The organism is Nocardioides sp. GCM10023255 (genome assembly GCF_042653125.1).
GTDB lineage: Bacteria > Actinomycetota > Actinomycetes > Propionibacteriales > Nocardioidaceae > Nocardioides.
Window position 1 is genome coordinate 166,384 of sequence record NZ_JBHSHU010000001.1, and the last position, 24,175, is coordinate 190,558.

Consider the following 24,175-nt stretch of genomic DNA (forward strand, 5'->3'; position numbering starts at 1 on the left):
GAAGGATGGACCTCACAGGTGCGCCGATCCCGGCACGGGTGCAGAATGCGACCGGCGCGTCCGACCACGGGCGCACACCGAGCAGAGGAGTCGCGAGCGCATGACCGAGGTACACCACGGACTCGAAGGTGTCGTTGCGTTCGAGACCGAGATCGCCGAGCCCGACAAGGAAGGCTCCGCGCTGCGCTACCGCGGCGTCGACATCGAGGACATCGTCGGCCGGGTCCCGTTCGAGAACGTCTGGGGCCTGCTGATCGACGGCTCTTACACCCCGGGCCTCGCGCCCGCCGAGCCGTACAACCTCCCGGTGCACACCGGCGACGTGCGCGTCGACGTGCAGGCCGCGGTCGCCATGCTCGCGCCCGCCTTCGGCTTCGGCCAGACCTACGACATCTCCGACGAGCAGGCCCGCGCCGACCTCGGCCGGGTCGCCGTGATGGTGCTGTCGTACGCCGCGCAGTCCGCGCGCGGGCTCAACATGCCGGTGGTCCCCCAGGCCGAGGTCGACCAGGGCAAGACCCTGGCCGAGAAGTTCCTGATCCGCTGGAAGGGCGAGGCCGACCCCAAGCACGTCAAGGCCATCGACGCCTACTGGAGCAGCGCGGCCGAGCACGGCATGAACGCCTCCACCTTCACCGCGCGCGTGATCACCAGCACCGGCGCGGACGTGGCTGCGGCGTTCTCCGGCGCGATCGGCGCGATGAGCGGCCCGCTGCACGGCGGTGCCCCCTCGCGCGTGCTCGGCATGATCGAGGAGGTCGAGAAGTCCGGCGACGCGCGCGGCTACGTCAAGGGCCTGCTCGACTCGGGCGAGCGGCTGATGGGCTTCGGCCACCGTGTCTACCGCGCCGAGGACCCGCGCGCCCGGGTGCTGCGGCGTACGGCGCGCGAGCTCGACGCCCCGCGCTACGAGGTCGCCGAGGCGCTGGAGAAGGCCGCGCTGGCCGAGCTCCGCGAGCGCCGCCCGGACCGGGTCCTCGAGACCAACGTGGAGTTCTGGGCCGCCATCGTGCTCGACTTCGCCGAGGTGCCGGCGAACATGTTCACCTCGATGTTCACCTGCGCGCGCACCGGCGGCTGGTCGGCTCACATCCTCGAGCAGAAGCGCACCGGGCGCCTGATCCGTCCCTCCGCGGTCTACACGGGTCCGGCGGCCCGCAAGGCCGACGAGGTCGAGGGCTGGCACGCGGAGTGGTCGGCCTGACCCTCCCCCTGCTGCGCAACGACCGGCTCAGTCCTGAGCGGGCAGCCGTCCGTCGTACCAGCTCGTGCGTCCCTTGCCGCCCTTGCGGGTCAGCGAGATGTGCAGGTGGTCGCGGTGCCGCAGCGTCTTGCTGCACCTCTTGCGGGTCCTGCAGCTCGAGCTGAGGTAGGGCTCGCGCTCGTAGCGGTCCCACGCGGAGTACATGTGGTCGTTCCAGATGACGTACATGATCCCCATCCGGCGGGCGCGGGCGTCGGTGTTGCCGCGCCGGTCGGTCGCGAACACCCAGTCCATGAACGCCCGGGCCCGCGACCGGTCCTTCTTCCTCGTCGCGTCGAGCACCCAGTCGAACGCCCGCCCCTCCTTGTGCTCGGAGGTGCCGCCGCTGCCGCAGGGGCGGGCGATGGGCCCGAAGCCGCCGCCGAACCGCTTCACCACGTGCCGCCCGAGGTACGTCGTGCCGGGCTTCGCGTGCGGCGCGCACCGGGTCTGGGGCTGGTAGTCGGGGTAGTCCTCGATGGCCGCCGAGGCCGGCGGCGCGAGCAGCGCGAGGACGACGAGGAGGACGAGGGCGGGAAGGATCCGGATCCGAGACACCCGACGAGGGTAGGTCGGATCCGGCGACGGGTCATGCGGATCCGCGGACCTCACCCGTTGAGGCGAGTGACCCCCGCGGCTCCCGTGCCTATGCTCCGCGCATGACACCCCGGGACCACCTGCACGAGACCCGCACCCTCTGGGACGCCGAGGCCGCCACGTTCGACGAGGCCCCCGACCACGGTCTGCACGACCCGGGGACCCGGGAGGCCTGGCGCGCCCTGCTGCTCGACGCGCTGCCGCCGGCGCCGGCCCGGGTCGCCGACCTCGGCTGCGGGACCGGCACCCTGGCGCTGCTGCTGGCCGAGCACGGCTACACCGTCGACGGCATCGACATCTCCCCCGAGATGGTGCGCCTGGCCATCGAGAAGGCCGACGGCGACACCGGAGTCCGGTTCACCGAGGCCGACGCCTCCGCCCCGCCGCTCGACCCGGGTGCGTACGACGTCGTCCTGTGCCGCCACGTCCTCTGGGCGATGCCCGACCCCGCCGGTGCCCTGCGCCGCTGGGTCGACCTGCTGGTGCCGGGCGGGCGGCTGCTCCTGGTCGAGGGTCGCTGGTTCAACGGCGGCGGGCTCGCCGCGGCCGAGACGGTCGCGCTGCTCGAGGCCGCCGGCCGGGACGCCACGCTGACCCTGCTGCCCGACCCGGTCTACTGGGGTCGCGAGATCGACGACGAGCGCTACCTGGTCGTGGGCTGACCTCGCATCGGATCCAGCCCTTGAAAGGGGTCAGTACACTGGGGGCTCGAGGGGAGTACCTCACCCAAGCACCACCCGGTCAGTACGACTGCCCCACGGCCGTCCCGGGAGGTCGCCGGCAGCAGCCGGTCGAGGAAGACCTCGGACACCGATCCACGTCCGAGGAGAACCATGTCCCCGCTCGCTGCGACCGCGCCCGGCACCGTCGACACGATCGCCACCCCGACGCTCTGGGCCGTCACCATCGGCCTCGTCCTCGCGCTGCTGGCGCTGGACTTCGTGCTCACCCGCCGGCCCCACGAGGTCACGCTGCGTGAGGCCCTGGGCTGGTCGGCCTTCTACGTCGCCCTCCCCCTCGCCTTCGGCGGCTGGGTGTGGTGGCAGCACGGCACCGACCGGGGCGTGGAGTACCTCACCGGCTACCTGGTGGAGAAGTCGCTCAGCGTCGACAACCTCTTCGTCTTCATGCTGCTGCTGGCGGCGTTCGCGGTGCCGGCGGCGCTGCAGCAGCGGGTGCTGCTCTACGGCATCGTCGGCGCCCTCGCGCTGCGCGGCGTCTTCATCGCGCTCGGTGCGGCGGCCCTCGCCGCCTTCGACTGGGTCTTCCTCGTCTTCGGCCTGGTGCTGGTGGTCACGGGCGTCAAGATCCTCCGCGACACCCTGAGCGGTCACGGCCACGAGGTCGACGTCTCGCGGATGCGGGTGGTGCGGGTGGCCCGCCGGTTCTTCCCCGTCACCGAGGAGTACGACGGCCCGCGGCTGAGCGTCCGGCAGGCCGGGCGTCGGGCGCTGACCCCCTTCGCGCTGGTGGTGCTGGCCGTGCTCGCCACCGACATCGTGTTCGCGATCGACTCCGTCCCCGCGGTCTACGGCATCACCGGCGACCCCTACCTCGTCTTCGCCACCAACGCCTTCGCCCTGCTCGGCCTGCGCGCGCTCTACTTCGTCCTCGAGAGCGCGCTGAGCCGGCTGGTCCACCTCGGCTACGGGCTGGCCGCGATCCTGGCGTTCATCGGCGCCAAGCTGGCCCTGCACTGGGCACACCTGCAGTGGCCGGCCGTCCCGGAGATCCCGACGTTGGCCTCGCTGGGCGTGGTCGTCGGCATCCTGGCGGTCACCGTGGCCACCAGCCTGGCCGCCTCGCGGCGGGACCGCGACGACGTGGAGGAAATGGTCGGCTGATCCCCACGATGGGGGATGCGCCACGCGGGAGCGGGCGACAGGTGCCTAGACTCCCGCGGGTCCCGGGGGGCGACGGACCACGAGGAGACCCGTGCAGCACCCAGCAGTCCAGACCGTTCTGTCGCTCGTCCCCCGCCTCGTGCTGCTCGGCGCCCTCCTCAGCGTCACCGGTGGCGTCAACCCGGTCCCGTGGGTGCACGCCGCCGGCACCGACGCACCCGCCGCACGAGCGGACAGGTGCTCCGACAACGGGTCCTTCGTCTGGGGGCACCTCGAGAGGTGCGGGTGGCCCGGGCCGGGCAACACCGGCCCGCGCGCGAGCCGGTGCCCGGGAGACACCCTGGCTCCGCGGGGCAGCGACCCCTCCTCGGTCATCCACGTGACCCGGAGGGACGCCACGATCAGCTGCCGCAGGATCGTCGGCTGCCTGGACGTCCGGGCCCGCGGCGTGACGATCCGTGACGTCGCGGTCCGCTGCACGACCGGGCGCCGGGGTGAGGCGGCCAACGGCTCCGGTGTGATCACGGTGGCGAACGGCGCGAGCGCGACGATCCGCCGCGTCGCCACCAACGGCATGCGCGGGGTGCACGCCTGCATCTGGCACCAGGGCCGCCGAGTGGTGGTGAAGAGGCTCGACTGCCGCCACGCCAATGACGGGGTGTTCAGCTGGAGCGACACCGGCTACTCGCAAACGACCGGCGACAACTTCGAGATCAGCGGCAGCTGGTTCCACGACTTCACCACCCGGACCGCCAACGGGCACGTCGACGGCTACCAGACCGAGGGGGCGTCCCACGGGCTGATCAGGCACAACACGTGGCTGATGACCAGCGACGACCAGAACGCCGCCAACAGCGCCATCGCCATCTGGGACAGCCTGCGCAGCAGCCGCGACATCACGGTGCGCCACAACCTGGTCGCCGGCGGTGGCTTCTCCGTCTACGCGCACGACTACAGCCCGTCCGACGCCGACCCCCGGGGCGGCCACAGCGTGGAGGACGTGCGGTTCGTCGACAACGTGTTCAGCCGGCACCTCTTCGGCTGCGTCGGCTACTACGGCGTCTGGTTCCCGCGGGGCGAGCCCACCGACGGCTGGCGCCGGCACGGCAACACGGTGCTCGAGACCGGCTCGCGCATCGACCGGGAGAACCCCAGCTACCGGCGCCGCCCCTGCACCTAGGGCGTCAGCAGCTTGCCGAAGCAGCGCGAGAGCGGCGCGTCCTTGTAGTAGCCGAACCCCGGGACCGGCGTGTAGCCGCTCGACTCGTAGAGCGCGATCGCCTCCGGCTGGCGCAGCCCGGTCTCCAGCACCAGCGCCCGGGCACCCGCCGCGGCCGCGTCCTGCTCGAGGTGCGCCAGCATCCGGCGCGCCAGCCCCGCACCGCGCAGCCGGGGCACGACGTACATCCGCTTGACCTCGGCGGTGTCGGTCGTGCCGAACGCCGCGACGGAGCTGCGCCGCCACGCACCGGTCGCGACCGCCTCGCCCCCGGTGTAGCCGACGAAGAAGCTGCCGGCCGGTGGCTCGAACATCGCGTGCTCCAGCGGCGTGTCGTCGGGGCCGCCGTACCGCGCGACGTACTCGGCCTGGACCTCGGCGATCAGGCGCATGGCGTCCGGCTGCCCGTAGTCGACGCGGACGATCTCCAGCAGGGCCCGGTCGGCGAAGCCGGGGTTCCCCGTGCTGCTGGTCATCTGGACTCCTCGAGGGTACGGCGCGTTGCGGGTGCCACAATAAGGGTCTGACAGCGTCGTCAGGAGTCACCTCCTACCCACCCGGAAGGCTGTTCATGACCGACGCCCCGCAGACGTCCAGGCCGACGATCCCCGCTGACCTGCTCCCGGCCGACGGCCGCTTCGGAGCGGGGCCGTCGAAGATCCAGACCAGCCACCTCGACGCGCTCGCGGCGACCGGGACCACGCTGATGGGCACGTCGCACCGGCAGGCCCCGGTGCGCAACCTGGTGGGCCGGGTCCGCGACGGCCTCGCGACGTTCTTCGACCTGCCCGAGGGCCACGAGATCGTGCTCGGCAACGGCGGCGCCACGGCGTTCTGGGACATCGCGACCTACGGACTGATCCGGGAGAAGAGCCAGCACCTGTCCTTCGGGGAGTTCTCCTCGAAGTTCGCCAAGGCCGCCGCGGACGCACCGTGGCTGGCCGACCCGTCGGTGATCGCCTCAGACCCCGGGTCGCGGCCGGTTGCGGTCGCCGAGGAGGGCGTGGACGTCCACGCCTGGGCCCACAACGAGACCTCGACGGCCGTGATGGCGCCGGTACGCCGCCCGGAGGGGACCACGGCGTCCGAGTCGCTGGTGCTCGTCGACGCGACCTCGGGCGCGGGCGGGCTGCCGGTGGACCTGACCGAGGTCGACACCTACTACTTCGCGCCGCAGAAGTGCTTCGCCTCCGACGGCGGCCTGTGGCTGGCGATCATGTCGCCGGCCGCGCTGGACCGCGCCGCCGAGATCGCTGCGAGCGGCCGGCACGTCCCCGCGTTCTTCGACCTGCCGACCGCGATCGACAACTCGCGCAAGAACCAGACCTACAACACCCCGGCGGTCGCCACGTTGTTCCTGATGGCCGAGCAGCTGGACTGGATGAACGCCCAGGGCGGGCTCGCGGGCATGGTCGAGCGGACCACGGCGTCGTCGAACGCGCTCTACGGCTGGGCCGAGAAGACGTCGTACACCACGCCGTACGTCGCCGACCCGGACCACCGCTCGCTGGTCATCGGCACCATCGACTTCGACGAGTCGATCGACGCCGCCGCGGTGGCCGCCACGCTGCGCGCCAACGGGATCGTCGACACCGAGCCCTACCGCAAGCTGGGCCGCAACCAGCTGCGGATCGCGATGTACCCCGCGATCGACCCGGCCGACGTGGAGGCGCTCACCGCCTGCATCGACCACGTGGTCGCGCACTCCTGATCCGACGCGGGCGGGGCCCCGGAGACATCGTCCCCGGGGCCCCGCCGCCCCGTCAGAGCCCGGCGTAGAAGGCCCGGATGTCGGCCGCGACCACCTCCGGGACCTCCATCGCCGAGAAGTGGCCACCCTCGGGGTGCTGGCTCCAGTGCACGATGGCGGTGTTGTCGCGCTCGGCGAGCGGCCGGATCGTCTGGAAGTCGTCGGCGAAGACGGCCACCCCGGTGCGACCGTGGCTGACGACCGGCTCGGCCGCTGCCCGGTTCTCCTCCCAGTAGAGCCGCGCCGCGGACCCGCCGGTGTTGGTCAGCCAGTACAACGACACCTGGGTCAGCACTTGGTCGCGGGTGAGCAGGCTGGTGCCGTTGCCGAAGTTCTCGAACAGCTCGTTCCACGCCAGCTGTCCGACCGGCGAGTCGGCCAGCCCGGCGGCGACGGTCTGCGGCCGGGACCCGTTCGCCGCGGCGAACCCCGCCCGCTGCTGGAACCAGCCGAGGAACTCCAGCGCCCCGTACTCCTTCGGACCGAAGGACGCGAGCTCGTCCGGGTCGCCGGACGGGAACGAGAACAGCTGCAGCACGTGCGCGCCCAGGAAGCCCTCGGGGTCCATCACGGCCAGCTCGCGGGAGACCATCGCGCCGGCGTCGCTGCCGTGGGCGCCGTAGGAGTCGTAGCCCAGGCGCCGCATCAGCACGTCCCAGGTCCGCGCGACCCGGGCCACGGTCCAGCCGCCCTCGGCGAGCGGCGCACTGAACCCGAATCCGGGGATCGAGGGGATGACCACGTGGAAGGCGTCCTCGGCGCGGCCGCCGTGGGCCACCGGGTCGGTGAGCGGGCCCACCATGTCCAGGAAGTCGACGAAGGAGCCCGGGTAGGTGTGCGTCAGCACGAGGGCGCGGGGGCACGGCTCGGCGGAGCGCACGTGCGCGAAGTGGATGGTCTGGCCGTCGATCTCGGTCAGGAACTGGGGGACGGCGTTCAACCGCTCCTCCTGCGCGCGCCAGTCGAAGCGGTGCTGCCAGTGGTCGACCATCTCGCGCAGGTAGGCCTCGGGCGTGCCGTGGTCCCACGAGTCGCCCGGTGCCGGGGCGGCGAAACGGGTGCGGGCCAGGCGGTCCTGCAGGTCGTCGAGGGCGTGCTGGTCGACGTCGACGCGGAACGGCGTGACGACCCCGGAGGCCTCGAGGTCGGTGGCGGGAGAAGTGGCGGCGGGTGCGGTGTCGGTGTCCATGCAGCTGACGCTAGGACGTATTCCGGAACATTTCGTTCCGCTATTCTCGGGGCTCCCGGAAAGAATCGAAGGAACACGCCGTGCGCGAGACCTCCGCCAGGCTGCTGGACCTGCTCGGCCTGCTGCAGTCGCGCGTCGACTGGTCCGGGTCCGAGCTCGCCGAGCGCCTCGACGTCACCGACCGGACCGTCCGCAACGACGTGGCCCGGCTGCGCGAGCTCGGCTACCCCGTCGACGCGGTCCGCGGGCCGGGCGGGCGCTACCGGCTCGGCGTGGGCGCCAAGCTGCCCCCGCTGCTGCTCGACGACGAGGAGGCCGTCGCGGTGGCCGTGGGGCTGCGGGCCGCCTCCGGCATCGCCGGTGTCGAGGAGACGAGCGCGCGGGCGCTGGCCAAGCTGGAGCACGTGCTGCCCCACCGCCTGCAACGCCAGATCGGGGCCCTGCGCGACGCCACCAGCGCCGGCCCGGTCAACACCGACAGCAACGTGCCCGACCCCGAGGTCCCCGCAACCGTGCTCACCGAGCTGGCCGCGGCGATCCGCGACGGGCAGAGCCTGCGCTGCGACTACCGGGACGAGCCCTGCAGCGTCGAGCCGTACCGGCTGGTCAGCTGGCAGCGCCGGTGGTACCTCGTCGGCCGGGACCGCGACACCGGCGCTTGGGCGGCGTACCGGGTCGACTGGCTGCGGCTGCGCACGCCGGGCGGACCCCGTTTCACCCCCTCCCCCGTGCCCGGGGGCGATCTCACCGAGTTCGTGGTGCGCGAGGTGGCGGCCACGGGCTGGGCGGTGCACGCGCGGATCGTCGTGGACGCACCCGCCGCGGAGGTGGTCGCCCGGATCAACCCGGCGGTCGGGACCGTCGAGCCGCTCCCCGACGGCCGCAGCGTCCTGGTCACCGGAGGAGACAGCCACGAGATCGTCGCGGTCTACATCGGCATGCTCGGCCTGGACTTCCACGTCACCGAGCCGCCCGAGCTGGTCGAGCACCTGCGGCTCCTGGCGCGTCGCTACGCCGGGTCGGTGGACCCGGGCTGAGCGGCCCGCGGCTCAGCCGCCGAGCGCCGCCACGATCGCGTCGTACGTCGCCCGGTCGCGCGCGACCATCCGGGCCTCCCCGACCCGTGACCCGGCCCCGGACAGCGTCTCCAGCGCAGCCGCGATCGCATCCTCCTTCGGCCAGCCGAAGATGCCGGCACTGATCAGCGGGAAGGCGATCGTGCCCGCACCGATCTCGTCGGCGACCTCCAGCGCGCGGGCGTAGCACGAGGTCAGCAGCGAACGGTCCGTCTCGCCGGCCCGGTGGTCGGGGCCCACGACGTGGATCACCCAGCGGGCGGGCAGGTCGCCGGCGGTGGTCCAGCCGGCGTCCCCTGTCGCGAGCCCGTGCGGGAAGCGGGCGATGCAGTCCTCGAGGATCGCCGGGCCGCCGGCGGCGTGGATCGCACCGTCCACGCCTCCCCCACCACGCATGGCCCGGTTGGCGGCGTTGACGACGGCATCGACCTGCTGGTGGGTGATGTCGCCCTGGACGACGGTGATCTCCATGCCCCGATTCTGCACCGCCCGATCCTGCCCGGCCGGGCCATGGCGGCACGGGTCTCCCACCCGCATGCTGGTGGTGTGCCCACGACCTTCGACCCCGCGTGGGGGGTGCTCGCCGAGCAGGCCGAGGCGGAGTTCATGTACCGCTTCAACCACGACGCCTCTCCCGAGGCGAGGCGCGCGCTGGGGATGGACGCCGTCCGGATCGGCGGCGGGGTCCTCACGCTGATGACCCACGACCCGACCGGCGGCTACTGGAACAAGGCGGTGGGGCTGGGCCTGACCGAGCCGCTCACCGCCGGGGTCGTCGACGAGGTCCTGGGGCTCGCGACCGAGCGCGCGGCGCCGTCCCTCGCCGTCCAGGTGGCCCCGCACGCGCAGCCGGAGGGGTGGCAGCAACTGCTCGAGCAGCGCGGGCTCACGCCGGGGGCCACCTTCGTGAAGTACTTCGGGCCGCTGCCCGACCTCGGCCCGGACCGGACCGACCTGCGGGTCGACCGGCTGGGGCCCGAGGACGCCACGGAGTACGGACGGGTGATCCGCACCGGCTTCGGCATGCCTGCCGACCCGGCGATGGAGGCGTGGTTCGCCGAGGTGCCGGCGTACGACGGCGACTGGGTCACCTACGGCGCCTGGGACGGCGACGAGCTGGCCGCGGTGGCGAACCTGTTCGTGCACGGCGAGGTGGCGACCCTGAGCGGCGCCGCGACCCTGCCCGCGTTCCGCGGCCGCGGCGCGCAGTCCGCGCTGATGGCGGCCCGGCTGCGCGAGGGCACCGCGCGGGGCTGCCACTGGGTGTCGACCGAGACCTGGCCCGAGTCCCCCGGCAACCCGAACCCCTCGCAGCACAACATGCGGCGCCTGGGTCTCGCCGAGCTCTACCTGCGCCAAGACCTGGTCTTCACGCCCGCGCGCTGAGCCGCGTCACGACTCCTTGAGCAGCCGCAGGGTCGCCCGCTCCAGCGCCGCCTGCCGGGCATCGGGGGTGTCGTAGCCGCGCCGGGTCGTGCCGTTGATGGTGCGCCCCTCCTCGTAGGCCTCGATGACACGCGGGTCGACGTACGACGACCGCGCCAACGTGGGGGTGTTGCCGAGGAAGGACGAGACCTCCTTCATCGCCCCGGAGACCGCCCGCTTGCGCGACGCCCGGGACTCGCCGTGCTCGTCGGTCTCGGCCAGCGCCGCCGCGGCCAGCACGGTGGCGTGCCAGGTGCGGAAGTCCTTGGCGGTGGCCTCGATCCCGGTGCTGGCGCGGACGTACTCGTTGACCAGCGCCGGCAGCATCGCCCGCCAGGAGCGCCCCTCCTTGTAGGACAGCAGCCGCAGGTCCTGCCCGCGCCGGCGGCGCATGATGTCGATCGCCTCGATCACCACCGCGTCGTCGATCTCGATGCGGTGGTCGACGCCGGACTTGCCGGTGAAGGTGAAGACCAGCCGGTCCTGGCGACGCCGCACGTGCCGTCGCTCGAGCGTGGTGAGGCCGAAGCTGCCGTTGGTGTCGGCGTAGACGTCGTTGCCGATCCGGAAGTAGCCGAGGTCGAGCAGCCGGACCGCAGCGGCGCAGGCCCGCTCCAGCGGCATGCCCTCGCGCCCGAGGTCGGTCAGCACCAGCTCGCGGGCGCGCGTCAGCGCCCGGCCGAACTCGAGCATCCGGTCGAACTTCTCCGCGTCCCGACGGGCGCGCCAGTCGGGGTGGTAGAGGTACTGCCGTCGGCCGGCGTCGTCGGTGCCGACCGCCTGCAGGTGGCCGTTCGGCCACGGGCAGACCCAGACGTCCTCCCAGGCCGGCGGGATCACCAGGTCACGGACCCGCTGCGCGTCCTCCTCGGGCAGCCGGTTGCCGTCACCGTCGAGGTAGACGAAGCCGCGGCCGGCGCGGCGTCGGGTCCATCCCGGCTGGTCGGGTGAGGTGCGGCGCAGGCGTGGCATGCGCAGAAGGTAGCCAGCGGCGCGGCCGCGCAAACCTCAGCGGCCGGAGGGACGCCGGCCCAGCCACCGCGCGACCAGGACCAGCCCACCGAGCGCCAGCCAGCCGGTGAGGAACCACGGCCAGGCCGGGCGCTCGACCGGGTCCGGGGCGGGGGTCCCGCGCCGGTCCGCGGAGCCCGTCGCGGACGGGCTCGCCGACGGCGAGACGGCCGGCCGCTCCGGGCCGACGGCACGGCGTACGTCGGCGGGCAGCCGCACCTCCAGCACCGGCTCGCGCTGCCCCTCGGACGACACGAACACCGCACCGGACTCGTCGACCGCGATCCCCTCGCCCTGGTCCTGGTCGGGCAGGCGGAACGAGCCGACCTCCTCCAGCCCGGGGAAGGTGTAGACCACGGCCTGGGAGTAGTCGCGGAGGATGACGTGCCGCCCGTCCGGGAAGAACGCCCCGTCCGTGGCGATCGGCAGCACCGGCCCGAGCGGCCGCAACCGGTTGGGACCGTCGGTCCGCAGCCTCGCGGGGGCGGCGAGCAGCGTGCCGCCGAAGACGTTCTTCGTGGCGACGTACAGCCGGCCGGTCGTCGGGTCCGACAGCAGCGTCTCGGCGTTGACCGGCCGGTCGGGGTAGGTGAGGTCGTAGGTCGGGACGTCGGCCGCGCGGTCCCCGCGACCGACCGGGACCCGGGCGACCCGCACGCTGTCGCGCTCGATGGTGTTGTCGCCGATGTCGCCGACCCAGACGGCGCCCCGCCCGGCCGGCGCGAGCGCCTCGACGTCGGTGGGGTCCTGCGACCAGCTGGTCACGCCGACCGTGTCCCCGTCGGCCGGGTCGACGGTGAACACCCGCCCGGAGTCGCCGGAGTCGTTGGTGGTGACGAACAGCCCGTCGCGGGCGACCAGGCCGCTGGACTCCACGATCTGCGGGTCGGTGAAGATGAACGCCACGTCGCCGGGCCGCGCGGGTGCCGCCGCGGCGCCCATCACGAACGGCACCACGAGCAGTCCGGCCAGCACCCGGTCACGCACCGGCAGCCTCCCCGGCACGCTCCTCCGCCACCTGCGCCGCCGGGCGCTGCTCGTCGAGCAGCTGGGCCAGCCGCGGCCGCAACGCCCACGTGGCCACCAGCTCGTCGTACTCCTTGCGCACGCCGCCGCCCTTGACGGGCGCACCCGTGCGCACGGCGCGCAGCAGGGTGTTGCGCGGGGTGTGCTGGCTCTCCACGAACTGCACGACGTCGACCCTGTAGCCCGAGAGCCGCATCAGGGAGGCACGCAGCGCGTCGGTGAGGGTGTCGGCGAAGCGCTCGCGCAGGATGCCGTGCCGGGTGAGCAGGGCGTACGGCGAGGGCGTGGGCGCCTTGCGCAGCTGCGCGGCGATGTCGTGGTGGCAGCAGGGCGCGGCCAGCACCAGCTGGGCACCCCAGCCGACCGCGCGCGCCAGCGCCTCGTCGGTGGCGGTGTCGCAGGCGTGCAGGGCCAGCACCACCTCGGGGTCCTGCTCGAGCTCCGCGCCGGAGATGCTGCCGACGACGAACTCGGCGTCCACCCCGAGCTCGCGGGCCACCGCGCCGTTGTGCTGGCGGGACTGCTCCTTGACGTCCACCCCGGTGACGACGACCGGCAGGCCGCGCACCGTCGTCAGGAACCGCTGGGCGGCGAAGGTCAGGTAGGCGTTGCCGCAGCCGAGGTCGACGATCCGCAGCGGCTCGTCGGCGGTCGGCCGGCGCAGGTGGCCCTTGGCGAGGGCGTCGGTGATCGCGGCGTCGAGCAGCCGCAGGAACTCCTCGACCTGGCGGTACTTCGCCTGCCGGCTGGGCTTCATCCGGCCCTGCGCGTCGGTGAGGCCGAGCACCCGGAACAGCGGGTCGTCCTCGGCCAGCAGGCGGGTCTTGTCGCGGTCGTGGCCGCGGTCGACCTCGACCTCCTCGGCCCGCTCGGTGGTGTGCACGACGGCTTCGAGCTTCTTGGTGACCCGCAGCTGGTGGCTCTGGGTGGTGGTGTCGACGTGCCAATTGCCGAACGGCATGTCCAGCAGGTCGTCGACCGCGTCCCGGGCGTCCGCCCCCTCCTTGTGGTTGGAGGTGTGCGCCTGGGTGGCGTCGTACGCCGTGACCTGCAGGTGGCGTCCGGCCTTGAGATCGACGTAGCGCATCTCGACCCGCTTCCAGCGGGGCTGCTGGCCCTTCTGCCGGCCGGAGGCGACCGCCTTGACGAGGGTCTCGGGGTCGAGCAGGTGGGCGCGCATCCGGCTCAGCGCCCGCAGCAGCGGTTCGCTCACTTCTGCACCACCGCGGCGATGACGACGAGCAGCAGGAGGGCCACCAGGGCCACCGGGATCACGAGGCGACGGTGGCGGGGGTTCACGCCTACAGGTTACGGGCCAGCAGCTCGGCCAGATGAATTGCCGGGACGCCCGCGAGGTCGTCGAGCTGGACCCGGCAGGACATGCCGTCGGCGAGCACCACGGCGCCCTCGTGCGCGCGCACGGCGGGCAGCAGGTGGGTCTCGGCGATCGCCACCGACACCTCGTAGTGCCCCTGCTCCATGCCGAAGTTGCCGGCCAGCCCGCAGCAGCCGGCCACCTTGGTGACGGTCGCGCCGGCGGACTCCAGCAGCCGCTGGTCGGCGGCCCAGCCGAGCACCGAGGAGTGGTGGCAGTGGGGCTGGGCCACGACGGTGACCCCGCGCAGGTCGGGCGGGGTCCAGTCGAGCCGCTCCAGCAGCTCGGCGAGCGTCAGCACCCCGGCGGCCACCTCCGCGGCCCGCGGGTCGTCGGTCAGCTCGACCGCGTCGCTGCGCAGCGTCGCCAGGCAGGAGGGCTCGAGGCCCAGCACCGGCACGCCCGAGGCGACGTACGGCGCCAGCGTGGCGACGGTGCGGCCCATGATGGCGCGCGCCTTGTCCAGCTGGCCGGTGGTGACCCAGGTGAGCCCGCAGCAGGCGTCGTCCGCGATCACCCGGACCGTCAGGCCGGCCGCCTCGAGGACCTCGATCGCCGCGTGCGCGGTCTGGGGCAGGAAGTGGTCGGTGAACGAGTCCGCCCAGATCCACACGTCCGGAGTCGTGTCCCCCGGGGTGCGCCCGGGCGCACCCTCACGGGCACGACCCCTCTGCGAGCGTCGCAGCGTGGTCGCGGCGAAGGAGGGGATCGACCGGCGCTGGTCGATGCCGGCGGTCGCCTTGGCCAGCCGGGCGACCGGCCCGAGCTTCGTCATCCGGTTCGCGAGCGGCGCGACCGGGGCGGCCAGCGCCGCCCACTTCGGCAGCCGGCCGAGCAGGTAGTGGCTGCGGGGCCGGCGGGCGGTGGCGCCCGGCCCGTCGTACTTCTGGTGCAGCGCTTCGGCCTTGTAGGTCGCCATGTCGACACCGGTGGGGCAGTCCGAGGCGCAGCCCTTGCAGGCCAGGCAGAGGTCGAGCGCCGCGTCGACCGCGGGGTCGGCGAGCCCGTGCACCAGGGTGCCGTCGAGCGCCTCCTGCAGCACCCGCGAGCGGCCGCGCGTGGAGTCCCTCTCGTCGCGGGTGGCGAGGTACGACGGGCACATCACGCCGTTGGTGCGCGGCGCCACGCACTTGCCGACACCCGTGCACCGGTGCACGGCGTTGCCGAGCGAGCCGCCGTCGTGCACGAACCGCAGCGCGGAGCTGACGGGCGTGCGCGGCCGCACCGCGCGCAGGTCGGCGTCCAGCGGGGCCGGGTCGACGAGGTTGCCGGGGTTCAGCAGGTTCTCGGGGTCGCAGACGGCCTTGACCGCGCCGAAGAGGCGCAACGACTCCACGTCGTACATCAGCGGCAGCAGCTCCGAGCGGGCCCTGCCGTCGCCGTGCTCGCCGGACAGCGAGCCGCCGTGGTCGCGCAGCTTGAGCGCGCACGCGGTGAGGAAGTCGCGGAACAGCCTGGGACCGCGGTCGTCGCCCGGCCGGAAGGGGAAGTCGATGCGCACGTGCACGCAACCGTCGCCGAAGTGGCCGTACGGGACGCCGTCGAGGTCGTGCTCGCGCAGCAGCTCGTCGAAGTCGCGCAGCCAGGCGCCGAGGCGCTCCGGCGGGACGGCCGCGTCCTCCCAGCCGGAGTACGCCGGCGTCCGCAGGCTGCGCGCGGCGAGGCCGGCGCCGTCCTCACGGATCCGCCACAGGGCAGCCGACTCGGCGCCGTCGGAGACCAGCCGGCTGTCCAGCGCACCCGACCCGGTCACCAGCCGCGTGGCCAGTGCCGGCGCGTCGTCGCCGGCGACCTCCACGAAGAGCCAGCCCGCGCCCCGCGGCAGGTCCGGCACGCCGCCACCCCGGGCCCGGACCAGGTCGACGATCCGCGAGTCGAGCCCCTCGCAGGCGATCAGCCGCCCGTCGCCGGCCGCCAGCAGGGCGGGCACGGCGTCCGCGGCCTCGACCATCGACGGGTAGCCCAGCAGCACGAGCAGCCGGCCGGACTCCTCCGGCACCAGCCGGACCGTCGCCTCCGTCACCAGCCCGAGGGTGCCCTCCGAGCCGACCAGGAACCGGTCCAGCCGGCGACCGTTCTCCGGCAGCAGGTGCTCGAGCGAGTAGCCGCTGACCTGGCGGGTGAACCGTCCGAAATCCGTGCGGATGTGAGCGAGGTGCTGGTCCACGAGGGACCCGAGCGCCGAGGCGACGGCGCCCGCCTGGCCCGTCCCGCTGGTCGAGCCCGTCGAGACCAGCTCGCCGGTCCCGAAGGCGACCCGCATCCCGGTGACGTTGTCGGCGGTGCGGCCGTAGCCGAGGGCGCGGGACCCGCAGGCGTTGTTGCCGATCATCCCGCCGATGGTGCAGCGCGTGTGGGTCGAGGGGTCGGGCCCGAAGCGCAGGCCGTGCGGTGCGGCCGCGCGCTGCAGGTCGGCGTGCACGACCCCCGGCTGCACGACGGCGGTGCGCGCCTCGGGGTCGATCGAGACCACCTTGTCCAGGTGCCTGAGGGTGTCGACGACGATGCCCGGCCCGACCGCGTTGCCGGCGATCGAGGTGCCGGCACCACGCATCGTGAGCGGGACCCCGAGCTGTCGGGACGCGTCGAGCAGCGCCGCGATCTCCTCGGCGTGGCGGGGCCGCGCCACCGCCTGCGGCACGACGCGGTAGAGCGAGGCGTCCGAGGAGTAGAGGGCGCGGGTCAGGCTCGAGTCGTCGACGTCGGAGATCCCGCGGGCTCGGAGCTCGGCAACGAGATCAGGCGCATCCACCGCCCCAAGATAACGGGCCGCCGGAGCCGTCCCGGACGGCCGCCGAGGTGTGGTCAGTCCTGGCGGGCCCGCCGTACCGCGAGCGCGTGCCGGACGACGTCGAGCACCTCGACCGTGCCGGAGTCGACGTCGGCCACCGGCACCCAGGCGACCTCGTCGGTCGTGCCGTCGAGCTCCACCACCCGCGGCTCGGCGGCGGCGGCCAGCTCGGCCTCGAAGACCAGGTGGACGCCGTGGAAGTCCTCGTGCCGGCCGGAGGGCGCGGTGCCGCTGAAGTGCACGTCGTGGACGTCGAGCAGCGCGCCGACCGTGCACGGGACGCCGCACTCCTCCAGCACCTCGCGCTCCACGGCCTCCCGGGGGGACTCGCCGTGGTCGAGGCCGCCGCCGGGCAGCGTCCACGACCCGCTGTGGTGCCCGCGCCGGGAGATCCGGGTCAGCAGGACGCACTGCCCGTCCGGGGCGTCGCGGACCACCAGGGCGTAAGCCGCGACCCGCTGCCGGCGGAACGGCCGGTGGTCGCGCAGCGCCTCGAGCACGACCGCCGCGACCGGGACGCTGCCGTCGAGGACGTCGCGCACCGGGATCCACGCCGCCTCGGCGGTGGAGCCACCGACCTCGACGACGCGCGGCTCGGGGGCGTCGACCGGCACCCAGCCGTCGTACACGATCCGGAGCGCGTGCGCGTCGATGCGCCGGCCCTCGCGCCAGGCGGTGGGCAGGTGCGACGAGTAGACGCGGGCGGTCTCCCCCACCTCGGCGTCGAGGCCCGTCTCCTCGTGGATCTCGCGGACCACCGCGTGCCGCGGGTCCTCACCGTGGTCGAGCCCCCCGCCCGGCAGCGTCCACAGCTCCTCGCTGGTCACCATCGGCGCCAGGCGGCTGAGCAGGATCCGGTCGTCGCGCAGGATCACCGCGTAGGCGCCGACGCGCTGCCGCTTCGGAATCGTCCCCATGCCGCTCACGGTAGTGGCTCGAGGGGCGGCCCCCAGGTGGGCCGCACGGCCGAGCGTGGCACGTCGTCGAGGCCGAGGGCCGTACGCCGGTCGGGTGCGTGCCCGCCGAGGTGCGCGGGATACCACGGTGCGTGCTCCCCGTCGCGCGGTCGGTGCACGGGCAGCCGCTGCACCTGCTCGAGCATCGCGGTCAGCGTGTGCCCCAGCTCCTCGGTGGTGGCGACCAGGTCGGCGCCGGGCGGCACCGGGACGGGCGCACCGAAGCGGACGTCGACGGTGCGGCCGCGCCGCAGGTCCCAGGACCCGCGGCGGCCGTCGCGACCGACGGTGAACAGGCGCTGGCCGCCCCACACGACCACGGGGACGACGGGCACGCCGGTCTCCCGTGCGAGCGCGGCGACGCCCCTCATCAGCGAGCGCACGGTGAAGGAGTGCGAGATGCCGGCCTCGGGGAAGACGCAGACGGCCTCACCCGCGACCAGCAGGCTGCGGGCCTGCAGGTACGCCGCCGCGGGCACCCGGCGGTCGACAGGGACGTGGCGCATGGACTCCATGGCCCGACGCACCCCCGGGACCTGCCAGACGTCGTGGCGGCACATGAAGCGCACCGCCCGACCGCGGGCCAGCGCGGCCTTCCCCACGAACAGGAAGTCGGGGTAGGACACGTGCACGCTGGCGAGCAGGACCGGGCCCGTGGCGGGCAGGTGGTGCTCCCCCGTCCAGCGGGTCGTGACGCCCAGGACGCGCAGCGCCAGCCGCCCCACCCAGACGGTGAGCCGGTACCACGACGACATCAGGCGAAGGGCGGCCGGGCGTCGCGGGCCAGCGACCGGCGGCCCGCCCAGCGCCACACGCGGGCGGCCCGGTCGCGGTCCTCGTCGGTGACCAGGTTGCCCATCCAGCGCAGCGCCAGCGTCATCAGCCGGTCCGAGCGCATGCCGGCCGGCCCCAGCGTCGGCAGCAGCCGCGGCACCGTGACCAGGCCGGCCAGCCGCCGGGCGATCGAGAACGCCTCGCCGTAGTGGTCGCGCAGCAGCGCCGGCCAGACCACGGACAGGTCGTCGTGCTCGGCCATCACCTCGGCCACCAGCCGCCCGGTCTCGAGACCGTAGTCGATGCCCTCGCCGTTGAGCGGGTTCACGCACCCGGCGGCGTCGCCGATCAGCGCCCAGTTGGGGCCGGCGACGTGGGAGACCGCGCCGCCCATCGGCAGCAGCGCGGAGGTGGGGGCGCGCAGGTCGCCGGACAGCTCGAACTCGTCGCGGCGCTCCTCGGCGTAGAACTTCATCAGCGGCTTGATGGCGACGTTCGCCGGGCGTCTGGCCGTGGCGAGGGTGCCGACGCCGAGGTTCACCTCGCCCGTCCCCAGCGGGAAGATCCAGCCGTAGCCGGAGAGGATCTCGCCGTCCGCGCCGCGCAGCTCGAGGTGGGAGCTGATCCACGGGTCGTCGGACATCCCGGAGGCCACGTAGGAGCGGCCGGCCACGCCGTAGACCGTCTCGCGGTGCCACTCGCGCCCGAGCATCTTCCCCAGCGGCGACCGCACCCCGTCGGCCACGACCAGCCGCCGGCACTCCACCTCGACGTGGGCGGTGCCGCCGGCACCGGCACGCTCGAAGGTCACGCTCGCGACCCGCCCGCCCTCGAGGCGTACGTCGACCGCCCGCGCGCCGTCGATCGCCTGCGCGCCCGCCTTGATCGCGGTCGTGCGCAGGTGGTCGTCGAGCTCGGTGCGGGCCACCGCGGACCCCCAGTCCGGCAGCGAGCCGCCGGGCCACGGCAGCAGCAGCGTCTGCCCGAACCCGTGCGCGCGCAGCCCCTGGTTGACGGTGTGCGCCCGCAGCCAGTCCTCCAGGCCCAGCCGCTGCAGCTCCCCGACCGCCCGCGGCGTCAGCCCGTCCCCGCACGTCTTGTCCCGCGGGAACACCGCCGCGTCGACCAGCAGCACGTCCAGCCCGGCCTTCGCCGCCCACGCAGCAGCCGCCGAACCCGCCGGCCCCGCCCCCACGACGAGCACGTCACACGAGGACGGGACAACAGCACTGGTCACCCGCAGATTCTCGCAGGTGGGGCACACACGCGCGCACGCCCTCCCCGAACGGGGTCAGCGCTTGATGGTCTGCTGGGGCCCGCGCTCGCACAGGCTGGTCGGGAAGGCCCGGTCGATGCAGGCCCCGTCGAGCACCTCACGCGCGCCGAGGTCGTCGTCGAGCCGGACCTCGCTGGCGGTGGGCGTGGCCACGTCCCCGCAGCCGGTGCCGCGGTCGACGTGCAGCGTGATCTCCACCCTCCGGCTGGTCTCCTCGACGTCGACGCCGGTGATCCGCTCGCACGACTGGAGCAGCTTGTAGACCTCGACCCCGTGCGTGGTGAGCCGGTAGCTGTCCCACGGGACCCCGGGGTCGGTCTCGTGGTTGGCGCGTAGGAGCCCCCAACCCGTGACGGCGACGCTGACGAGGACCACCACGGCGACCAGCAGCGCGGACCGGGGTCGCACCCCTCCAGCCTGCGCCGGACCGCCGCCCCGAGACCCCCGGACCAGACCACTTCCTGCCGATACCGGGAGCGAGCACCGCCGACGACCGGCCCCGGGAGACAGCCAGGGACCAGACCAACCACCCAGCGGGCGACAACCGAGGACCGGGCCGCCGGCGCGAGGCTGGCCGGGGCCCCGCCGCGCACCCGGTCTGCCCCACGGAGCGAGGAGGCCGAGGGCGAGCAGCCGTAGCCCGGCCACTGCCGGAAATGACGGAACCCCGCCACCCCAAAGGGCGACGGGGTCCCGACGAACGGGAGTGCGTCAGCTCTGGTACGACCCGAAGTCGAAGTCGTCCAGGGCGACAGCCTGCCCACCACCGGAGTTGCCGAACTCGTAGTCGTACGAGTCGTAGCCGGTGACGGAGTACGCCGCCGCACGCGCCTCCTCGGTCGGCTCCACCCGGATGTTGCGGTACCGCTCGAGGCCGGTACCAGCCGGGATCAGCTTTCCGATGATCACGTTCTCCTTCAGACCGCGCAGCGAGTCCGAGCGGCCGTGGATCGCCGCGTCGGTGAGGACGCGGGTGGTCTCCTGGAAGGAGGCCGCCGAGAGCCACGACTCGGTCGCCAGCGAGGCCTTGGTGATGCCCATGAGGACCGGGCGACCCGAGGCCGGCTTGCCGCCCTCGGAGACCACGCGACGGTTCTCCTCCTCGAACAGCACCCGGTCGACCAGGTCGGACGGCAGCAGGTTGGTGTCGCCCGACTCGATGACCGTGATCCGGCGCAGCATCTGCCGCACGATGATCTCGATGTGCTTGTCGTGGATCGACACGCCCTGGCTGCGGTACACGTGCTGGACCTCGTCCACCAGGTGCTCCTGCGCCTTGCGGACACCCAGGATCCGCAGGACGTCCTGCGGGTCGGGGGTACCAGCGGTGAGGTGGTGGCCCACCTCGATGTGCTGGCCGTCCTCGACGTTCAGGCGCGAACGCTTGGAGACGGGGTACTCCTGGACCTCGGAGCCGTCGTCGGGGGTGACGATGACCTTGCGGGCCTTGTCGGTCTCCTCGATCTCCACGCGGCCGGCGGCCTCGGAGATCGGCGTACGACCCTTGGGCGAGCGGGCCTCGAAGAGCTCGACCACACGGGGCAGACCCTGCGTGATGTCGTCCGCGGAGGCCACACCACCGGTGTGGAAGGTACGCATGGTCAGCTGCGTGCCGGGCTCACCGATCGACTGGGCGGCGATGATGCCGACGGCCTCACCGATGTCGACCAGCTTGCCGGTGGCCAGCGAGCGGCCGTAGCACTTCGCGCAGGTGCCGGTGCGGGCGTCACAGGTCAGCACGGAGCGGACCTTGACCTCCTCGATGCCGGCCGCGATGAGCTCACCGATCTTCACGTCGCCGAGGTCCTCACCGGCGGCGGCGAGGGTCTCGCCGGTCTCCGGGTGGGTGACCTCGGTGGCCGCGGACCGGGCGTACGCCGCGGTCTCGGCGTTCTCGTGCTTGACGACGGTGCCGTCCTCACGACGCTCACCGATCCGCTTCGGCAGACCGCGCTCGGTGCCGCAGTCGTCCTCGCGGATGATGACGTCCTGCGAGACGTCCACCAGACGACGGGTCAGGTAGCCCGAGTCGGCGGTACGCAGCGCGGTGTCGGCGAGACCCTTGCGGGCACCGTGGGTGGAGATGAAGTACTCCAGCACGGAGAGGCCCTCGCGGAAGTTCGCCTTGATCGGCCGCGGGATGATGTCGCCCTTCGGGTTGGCCACCAGACCACGCATGGCCGCCACCTGACGGATCTGCATCATGTTTCCGGACGCACCGGAGTCGACCATCATGTAGATGGGGTTCGACCGGTCGAAGGTGCCCTCCATGGCCTTGGCCACGTCGTTGGACGCCTGGGTCCAGATCTCGATGAGCTCCTGGCGACGCTCCTCGTCGGTGACCAGACCGCGCTCGAACTGCTTCTGCACCTTGGCGGCCTGGGCCTCGTAGCCCTCGAGGATCTGGGCCTTCTCCGGCGGCGTGGTGACGTCGTCGATGGAGACCGTGACACCCGAGCGGGTCGCCCAGTGGAAGCCGGTGTCCTTGAGCGCGTCCAGCGACGCTGCGACCTCGACCTTGGTGTAGCGCTCGGCCAGGTCGTTGACGATCGCGCCCAGGGCCTTCTTGCCCACTTCGTAGTTCACGAAGGGGTAGTCGGCGGGCAGGGTGTCGTTGAACAGCGAGCGACCCAGGGTGGTCTCGAGGGTCAGCGACTGGCCCTCCTCCCAGTCCGGGCCGAGCTCGAGCTCGAGCGGCGGCACGATGTCGTCGAGCCGCAGCCTGATCTTGCTCTGGAGCGTGATCTCGCCACGGTCGAACGCCATGATCGCCTCGGCCGGCGACGAGAACGCGCGGCCCTCCCCGGGCTCGCCCTCACGGTCGGTCGTGAGGAAGAACAGGCCGATGATCATGTCCTGGGTCGGCATGGTCACGGGGCGACCGTCCGACGGCTTCAGGATGTTGTTCGTCGACAGCATCAGGATCCGGGCCTCGGCCTGGGCCTCCGCCGACAGCGGCAGGTGCACGGCCATCTGGTCACCGTCGAAGTCGGCGTTGAACGCCGAGCAGACGAGCGGGTGGATCTGGATGGCCTTGCCCTCGATCAGCTGGGGCTCGAAGGCCTGGATGCCGAGGCGGTGCAGCGTGGGCGCACGGTTCAGCAGCACCGGGTGCTCGGTGATGACCTCTTCGAGGACGTCCCACACGACGGCGTACCGGGCGCCGGAGGTGGCGCGCTCGACCATCCGCTTGGCCGACTTGATGTTCTGCGCGTGCGACAGGTCGACGAGGCGCTTCATCACGAACGGCTTGAACAGCTCCAGCGCCATCTGCTTGGGCAGACCGCACTGGTGCAGCTTCAGCTGCGGACCCGACACGATGACCGAACGGCCCGAGTAGTCCACGCGCTTGCCGAGCAGGTTCTGACGGAAGCGACCCTGCTTGCCCTTGAGCATGTCGGACAGCGACTTCAGCGGCCGGTTGCCCGGGCCGGTGACCGGACGACCGCGGCGGCCGTTGTCGAACAGCGAGTCGACGGCCTCCTGCAGCATCCGCTTCTCGTTGTTGACGATGATCTCAGGCGCGCCGAGGTCGAGCAGCCGCTTGAGGCGGTTGTTCCGGTTGATGACGCGGCGGTACAGGTCGTTGAGGTCGGAGGTCGCGAAGCGGCCACCGTCGAGCTGCACCATCGGACGCAGGTCCGGCGGGATGACCGGGACGGCGTCGAGCACCATGCCCTGCGGCTTGTTGCCGGTCTTGCGGAAGGCGTCGACGACCTTGAGGCGCTTGAGGGCGCGGACCTTGCGCTGGCCCTTGCCGTTGGCGATCGTGTCGCGCAGCGACTCGATCTCGGCCTCGATGTCGAAGCTCTCGAGGCGCTTCTGGATCGCCGTGGCGCCCATGTGGCCCTCGAAGTACTTGCCGAACCAGTTCTTCATCTCGCGGTAGAGCATCTCGTCGCCCGTGAGGTCCTGGACCTTGAGGGACTTGAAGGTGTTCCACACCTCGTCGAGACGGTCGATCTCGCGCTGCGCACGGTCGCGCAGCTGCTTCATCTCGCGCTCGGCGCCGTCCTTGACCTTGCGGCGGGCGTCGGCCTTGGCACCCTCGGCCTCGAGGGCCGCGAGGTCCTCCTCGAGCTTGCGCGCGCGGTCCTCGATGGAGCCGTCACGGCGCTTCTCGAGGCGCTCGCGCTCGAGCTGCACCTTGCCCTCGAGCGAGGACAGGTCGCGGTGGCGGGCGTCCTCGTCGACGGAGGTGATCATGTACGCCGCGAAGTAGATGACCTTCTCGAGGTCCTTCGGCGCCAGGTCGAGCAGGTAGCCCAGGCGGCTCGGCACACCCTTGAAGTACCAGATGTGCGTGACCGGGGCGGCCAGCTCGATGTGGCCCATGCGCTCACGCCGGACCTTGGAACGGGTCACCTCGACGCCGCAGCGCTCGCAGATGATGCCCTTGAAGCGGACTCGCTTGTACTTGCCGCAGTAGCACTCCCAGTCCCGGGTGGGACCGAAGATCTTCTCGCAGAAGAGGCCGTCACGCTCGGGCTTGAGCGTGCGGTAGTTGATGGTCTCCGGCTTCTTGACCTCGCCGTGGCTCCAGGTGCGGATGTCGTCCGCGGTGGCCAGGCCGATCTGAAGCTGGTCGAAGAAGTTCACATCGAGCACGGTGGCTGTTGTCCT

20 protein-coding genes are annotated in these 24,175 nt (G+C 72.8%); 7 read left to right on the plus strand and 13 right to left on the minus strand.

What is annotated here, in order from left to right; translation table 11 throughout:
- Positions 1-100 precede the first annotated feature (100 nt).
- Positions 101-1,204, plus strand: a complete 1,104-nt coding sequence (locus tag ACFO9I_RS00830) for a citrate synthase 2 (RefSeq protein WP_379176854.1) — start codon at positions 101-103, stop codon at positions 1,202-1,204.
- Positions 1,205-1,231: 27 nt separating this feature from the next.
- On the opposite strand, the gene ACFO9I_RS00835 is transcribed toward ACFO9I_RS00830, so the two are convergent.
- The gene (locus tag ACFO9I_RS00835; protein ID WP_379176856.1) at positions 1,232-1,801 is read right to left on the minus strand and encodes a hypothetical protein; all 570 of its coding nucleotides are present in this window, start codon (positions 1,799-1,801) and stop codon (positions 1,232-1,234) included.
- Between the two features lie 101 nt (positions 1,802-1,902).
- Here ACFO9I_RS00835 and ACFO9I_RS00840 point away from each other — a divergent pair, with 101 nt between their 5' ends.
- The 3 genes from ACFO9I_RS00840 (at position 1,903) to ACFO9I_RS00850 (ending at position 4,864) form a co-directional block, all read left to right on the plus strand.
- Positions 1,903-2,502: a class I SAM-dependent methyltransferase gene (locus tag ACFO9I_RS00840; RefSeq protein ID WP_379176858.1), complete on the plus strand. Its 600-nt coding sequence runs from the start codon at positions 1,903-1,905 to the stop codon at positions 2,500-2,502.
- 171 nt (positions 2,503-2,673) lie between these two features.
- The gene (locus ACFO9I_RS00845; protein WP_379176860.1) at positions 2,674-3,684 is read left to right on the plus strand and encodes a TerC/Alx family metal homeostasis membrane protein; all 1,011 of its coding nucleotides are present in this window, start codon (positions 2,674-2,676) and stop codon (positions 3,682-3,684) included.
- A 91-nt stretch (positions 3,685-3,775) separates the two neighbouring features.
- Complete coding sequence (locus ACFO9I_RS00850) at positions 3,776-4,864, plus strand: hypothetical protein (RefSeq protein WP_379176862.1); 1,089 nt, start codon at positions 3,776-3,778, stop codon at positions 4,862-4,864.
- Here ACFO9I_RS00850 and ACFO9I_RS00855 read toward each other — a convergent pair.
- On the minus strand, positions 4,861-5,379 hold the full coding sequence (locus ACFO9I_RS00855) for a GNAT family N-acetyltransferase (RefSeq protein WP_379176864.1): 519 nt from the start codon (positions 5,377-5,379) through the stop codon (positions 4,861-4,863). The genes ACFO9I_RS00850 and ACFO9I_RS00855 overlap by 4 nt on opposite strands.
- A 95-nt stretch (positions 5,380-5,474) precedes the next feature.
- Here ACFO9I_RS00855 and serC point away from each other — a divergent pair, with 95 nt between their 5' ends.
- Positions 5,475-6,614, plus strand: a complete 1,140-nt coding sequence (serC, locus tag ACFO9I_RS00860; protein ID WP_379176866.1) for a phosphoserine transaminase — start codon at positions 5,475-5,477, stop codon at positions 6,612-6,614.
- A gap of 52 nt (positions 6,615-6,666) precedes the next feature.
- Here serC and ACFO9I_RS00865 read toward each other — a convergent pair whose 3' ends face one another.
- The gene (locus tag ACFO9I_RS00865; RefSeq protein WP_379176868.1) at positions 6,667-7,842 is read right to left on the minus strand and encodes an epoxide hydrolase family protein; all 1,176 of its coding nucleotides are present in this window, start codon (positions 7,840-7,842) and stop codon (positions 6,667-6,669) included.
- Between the two features lie 80 nt (positions 7,843-7,922).
- On the opposite strand from ACFO9I_RS00865, the gene ACFO9I_RS00870 reads away from it, so the two are divergent.
- Positions 7,923-8,879 carry a helix-turn-helix transcriptional regulator gene (locus ACFO9I_RS00870; RefSeq protein WP_379176870.1) on the plus strand — a complete coding sequence of 319 codons (957 nt, stop codon included), beginning with the start codon at positions 7,923-7,925 and terminating at the stop codon, positions 8,877-8,879.
- Between the two features lie 12 nt (positions 8,880-8,891).
- On the opposite strand, the gene ACFO9I_RS00875 is transcribed toward ACFO9I_RS00870, so the two are convergent.
- Positions 8,892-9,389, minus strand: a complete 498-nt coding sequence (locus ACFO9I_RS00875) for a macro domain-containing protein (RefSeq protein WP_379176872.1) — start codon at positions 9,387-9,389, stop codon at positions 8,892-8,894.
- A gap of 75 nt (positions 9,390-9,464) precedes the next feature.
- On the opposite strand from ACFO9I_RS00875, the gene ACFO9I_RS00880 reads away from it, so the two are divergent.
- Complete coding sequence (locus ACFO9I_RS00880) at positions 9,465-10,304, plus strand: GNAT family N-acetyltransferase (protein WP_379176874.1); 840 nt, start codon at positions 9,465-9,467, stop codon at positions 10,302-10,304.
- A gap of 6 nt (positions 10,305-10,310) precedes the next feature.
- Here ACFO9I_RS00880 and ACFO9I_RS00885 read toward each other — a convergent pair whose 3' ends face one another.
- The 9 genes from ACFO9I_RS00885 to ACFO9I_RS00925 all read right to left on the minus strand — a co-directional run bounded on the left by ACFO9I_RS00885 (position 10,311) and on the right by ACFO9I_RS00925 (position 24,160).
- The gene (locus ACFO9I_RS00885) at positions 10,311-11,315 is read right to left on the minus strand and encodes a DNA topoisomerase IB (protein WP_379176876.1); all 1,005 of its coding nucleotides are present in this window, start codon (positions 11,313-11,315) and stop codon (positions 10,311-10,313) included.
- 36 nt (positions 11,316-11,351) lie between these two features.
- Entirely contained in the window at positions 11,352-12,341 is a 990-nt protein-coding gene (locus ACFO9I_RS00890; RefSeq protein ID WP_379176878.1) for a hypothetical protein, read from the minus strand.
- The gene (locus ACFO9I_RS00895) at positions 12,334-13,593 is read right to left on the minus strand and encodes a class I SAM-dependent methyltransferase (protein ID WP_379176880.1); all 1,260 of its coding nucleotides are present in this window, start codon (positions 13,591-13,593) and stop codon (positions 12,334-12,336) included. Before ACFO9I_RS00895 ends, ACFO9I_RS00890 begins: the two co-directional genes overlap by 8 nt.
- An 88-nt stretch (positions 13,594-13,681) precedes the next feature.
- A complete protein-coding gene (locus ACFO9I_RS00900) occupies positions 13,682-16,507 on the minus strand; it encodes an FAD-binding and (Fe-S)-binding domain-containing protein (RefSeq protein ID WP_379176882.1) in 2,826 nt (941 codons plus the stop codon).
- 53 nt (positions 16,508-16,560) lie between these two features.
- Positions 16,561-17,463 carry an NUDIX domain-containing protein gene (locus ACFO9I_RS00905; protein WP_379176884.1) on the minus strand — a complete coding sequence of 301 codons (903 nt, stop codon included), beginning with the start codon at positions 17,461-17,463 and terminating at the stop codon, positions 16,561-16,563.
- A gap of 5 nt (positions 17,464-17,468) precedes the next feature.
- Positions 17,469-18,257 carry a lysophospholipid acyltransferase family protein gene (locus tag ACFO9I_RS00910; RefSeq protein ID WP_379176886.1) on the minus strand — a complete coding sequence of 263 codons (789 nt, stop codon included), beginning with the start codon at positions 18,255-18,257 and terminating at the stop codon, positions 17,469-17,471.
- Entirely contained in the window at positions 18,257-19,513 is a 1,257-nt protein-coding gene (locus tag ACFO9I_RS00915; RefSeq protein WP_379176888.1) for a geranylgeranyl reductase family protein, read from the minus strand. Before ACFO9I_RS00915 ends, ACFO9I_RS00910 begins: the two co-directional genes overlap by 1 nt.
- 54 nt (positions 19,514-19,567) lie before the next feature.
- Positions 19,568-19,960 carry a hypothetical protein gene (locus ACFO9I_RS00920; RefSeq protein WP_379176890.1) on the minus strand — a complete coding sequence of 131 codons (393 nt, stop codon included), beginning with the start codon at positions 19,958-19,960 and terminating at the stop codon, positions 19,568-19,570.
- A 303-nt stretch (positions 19,961-20,263) separates the two neighbouring features.
- Entirely contained in the window at positions 20,264-24,160 is a 3,897-nt protein-coding gene (locus tag ACFO9I_RS00925) for a DNA-directed RNA polymerase subunit beta' (RefSeq protein ID WP_379176891.1), read from the minus strand.
- Positions 24,161-24,175: the final 15 nt, after the last annotated feature.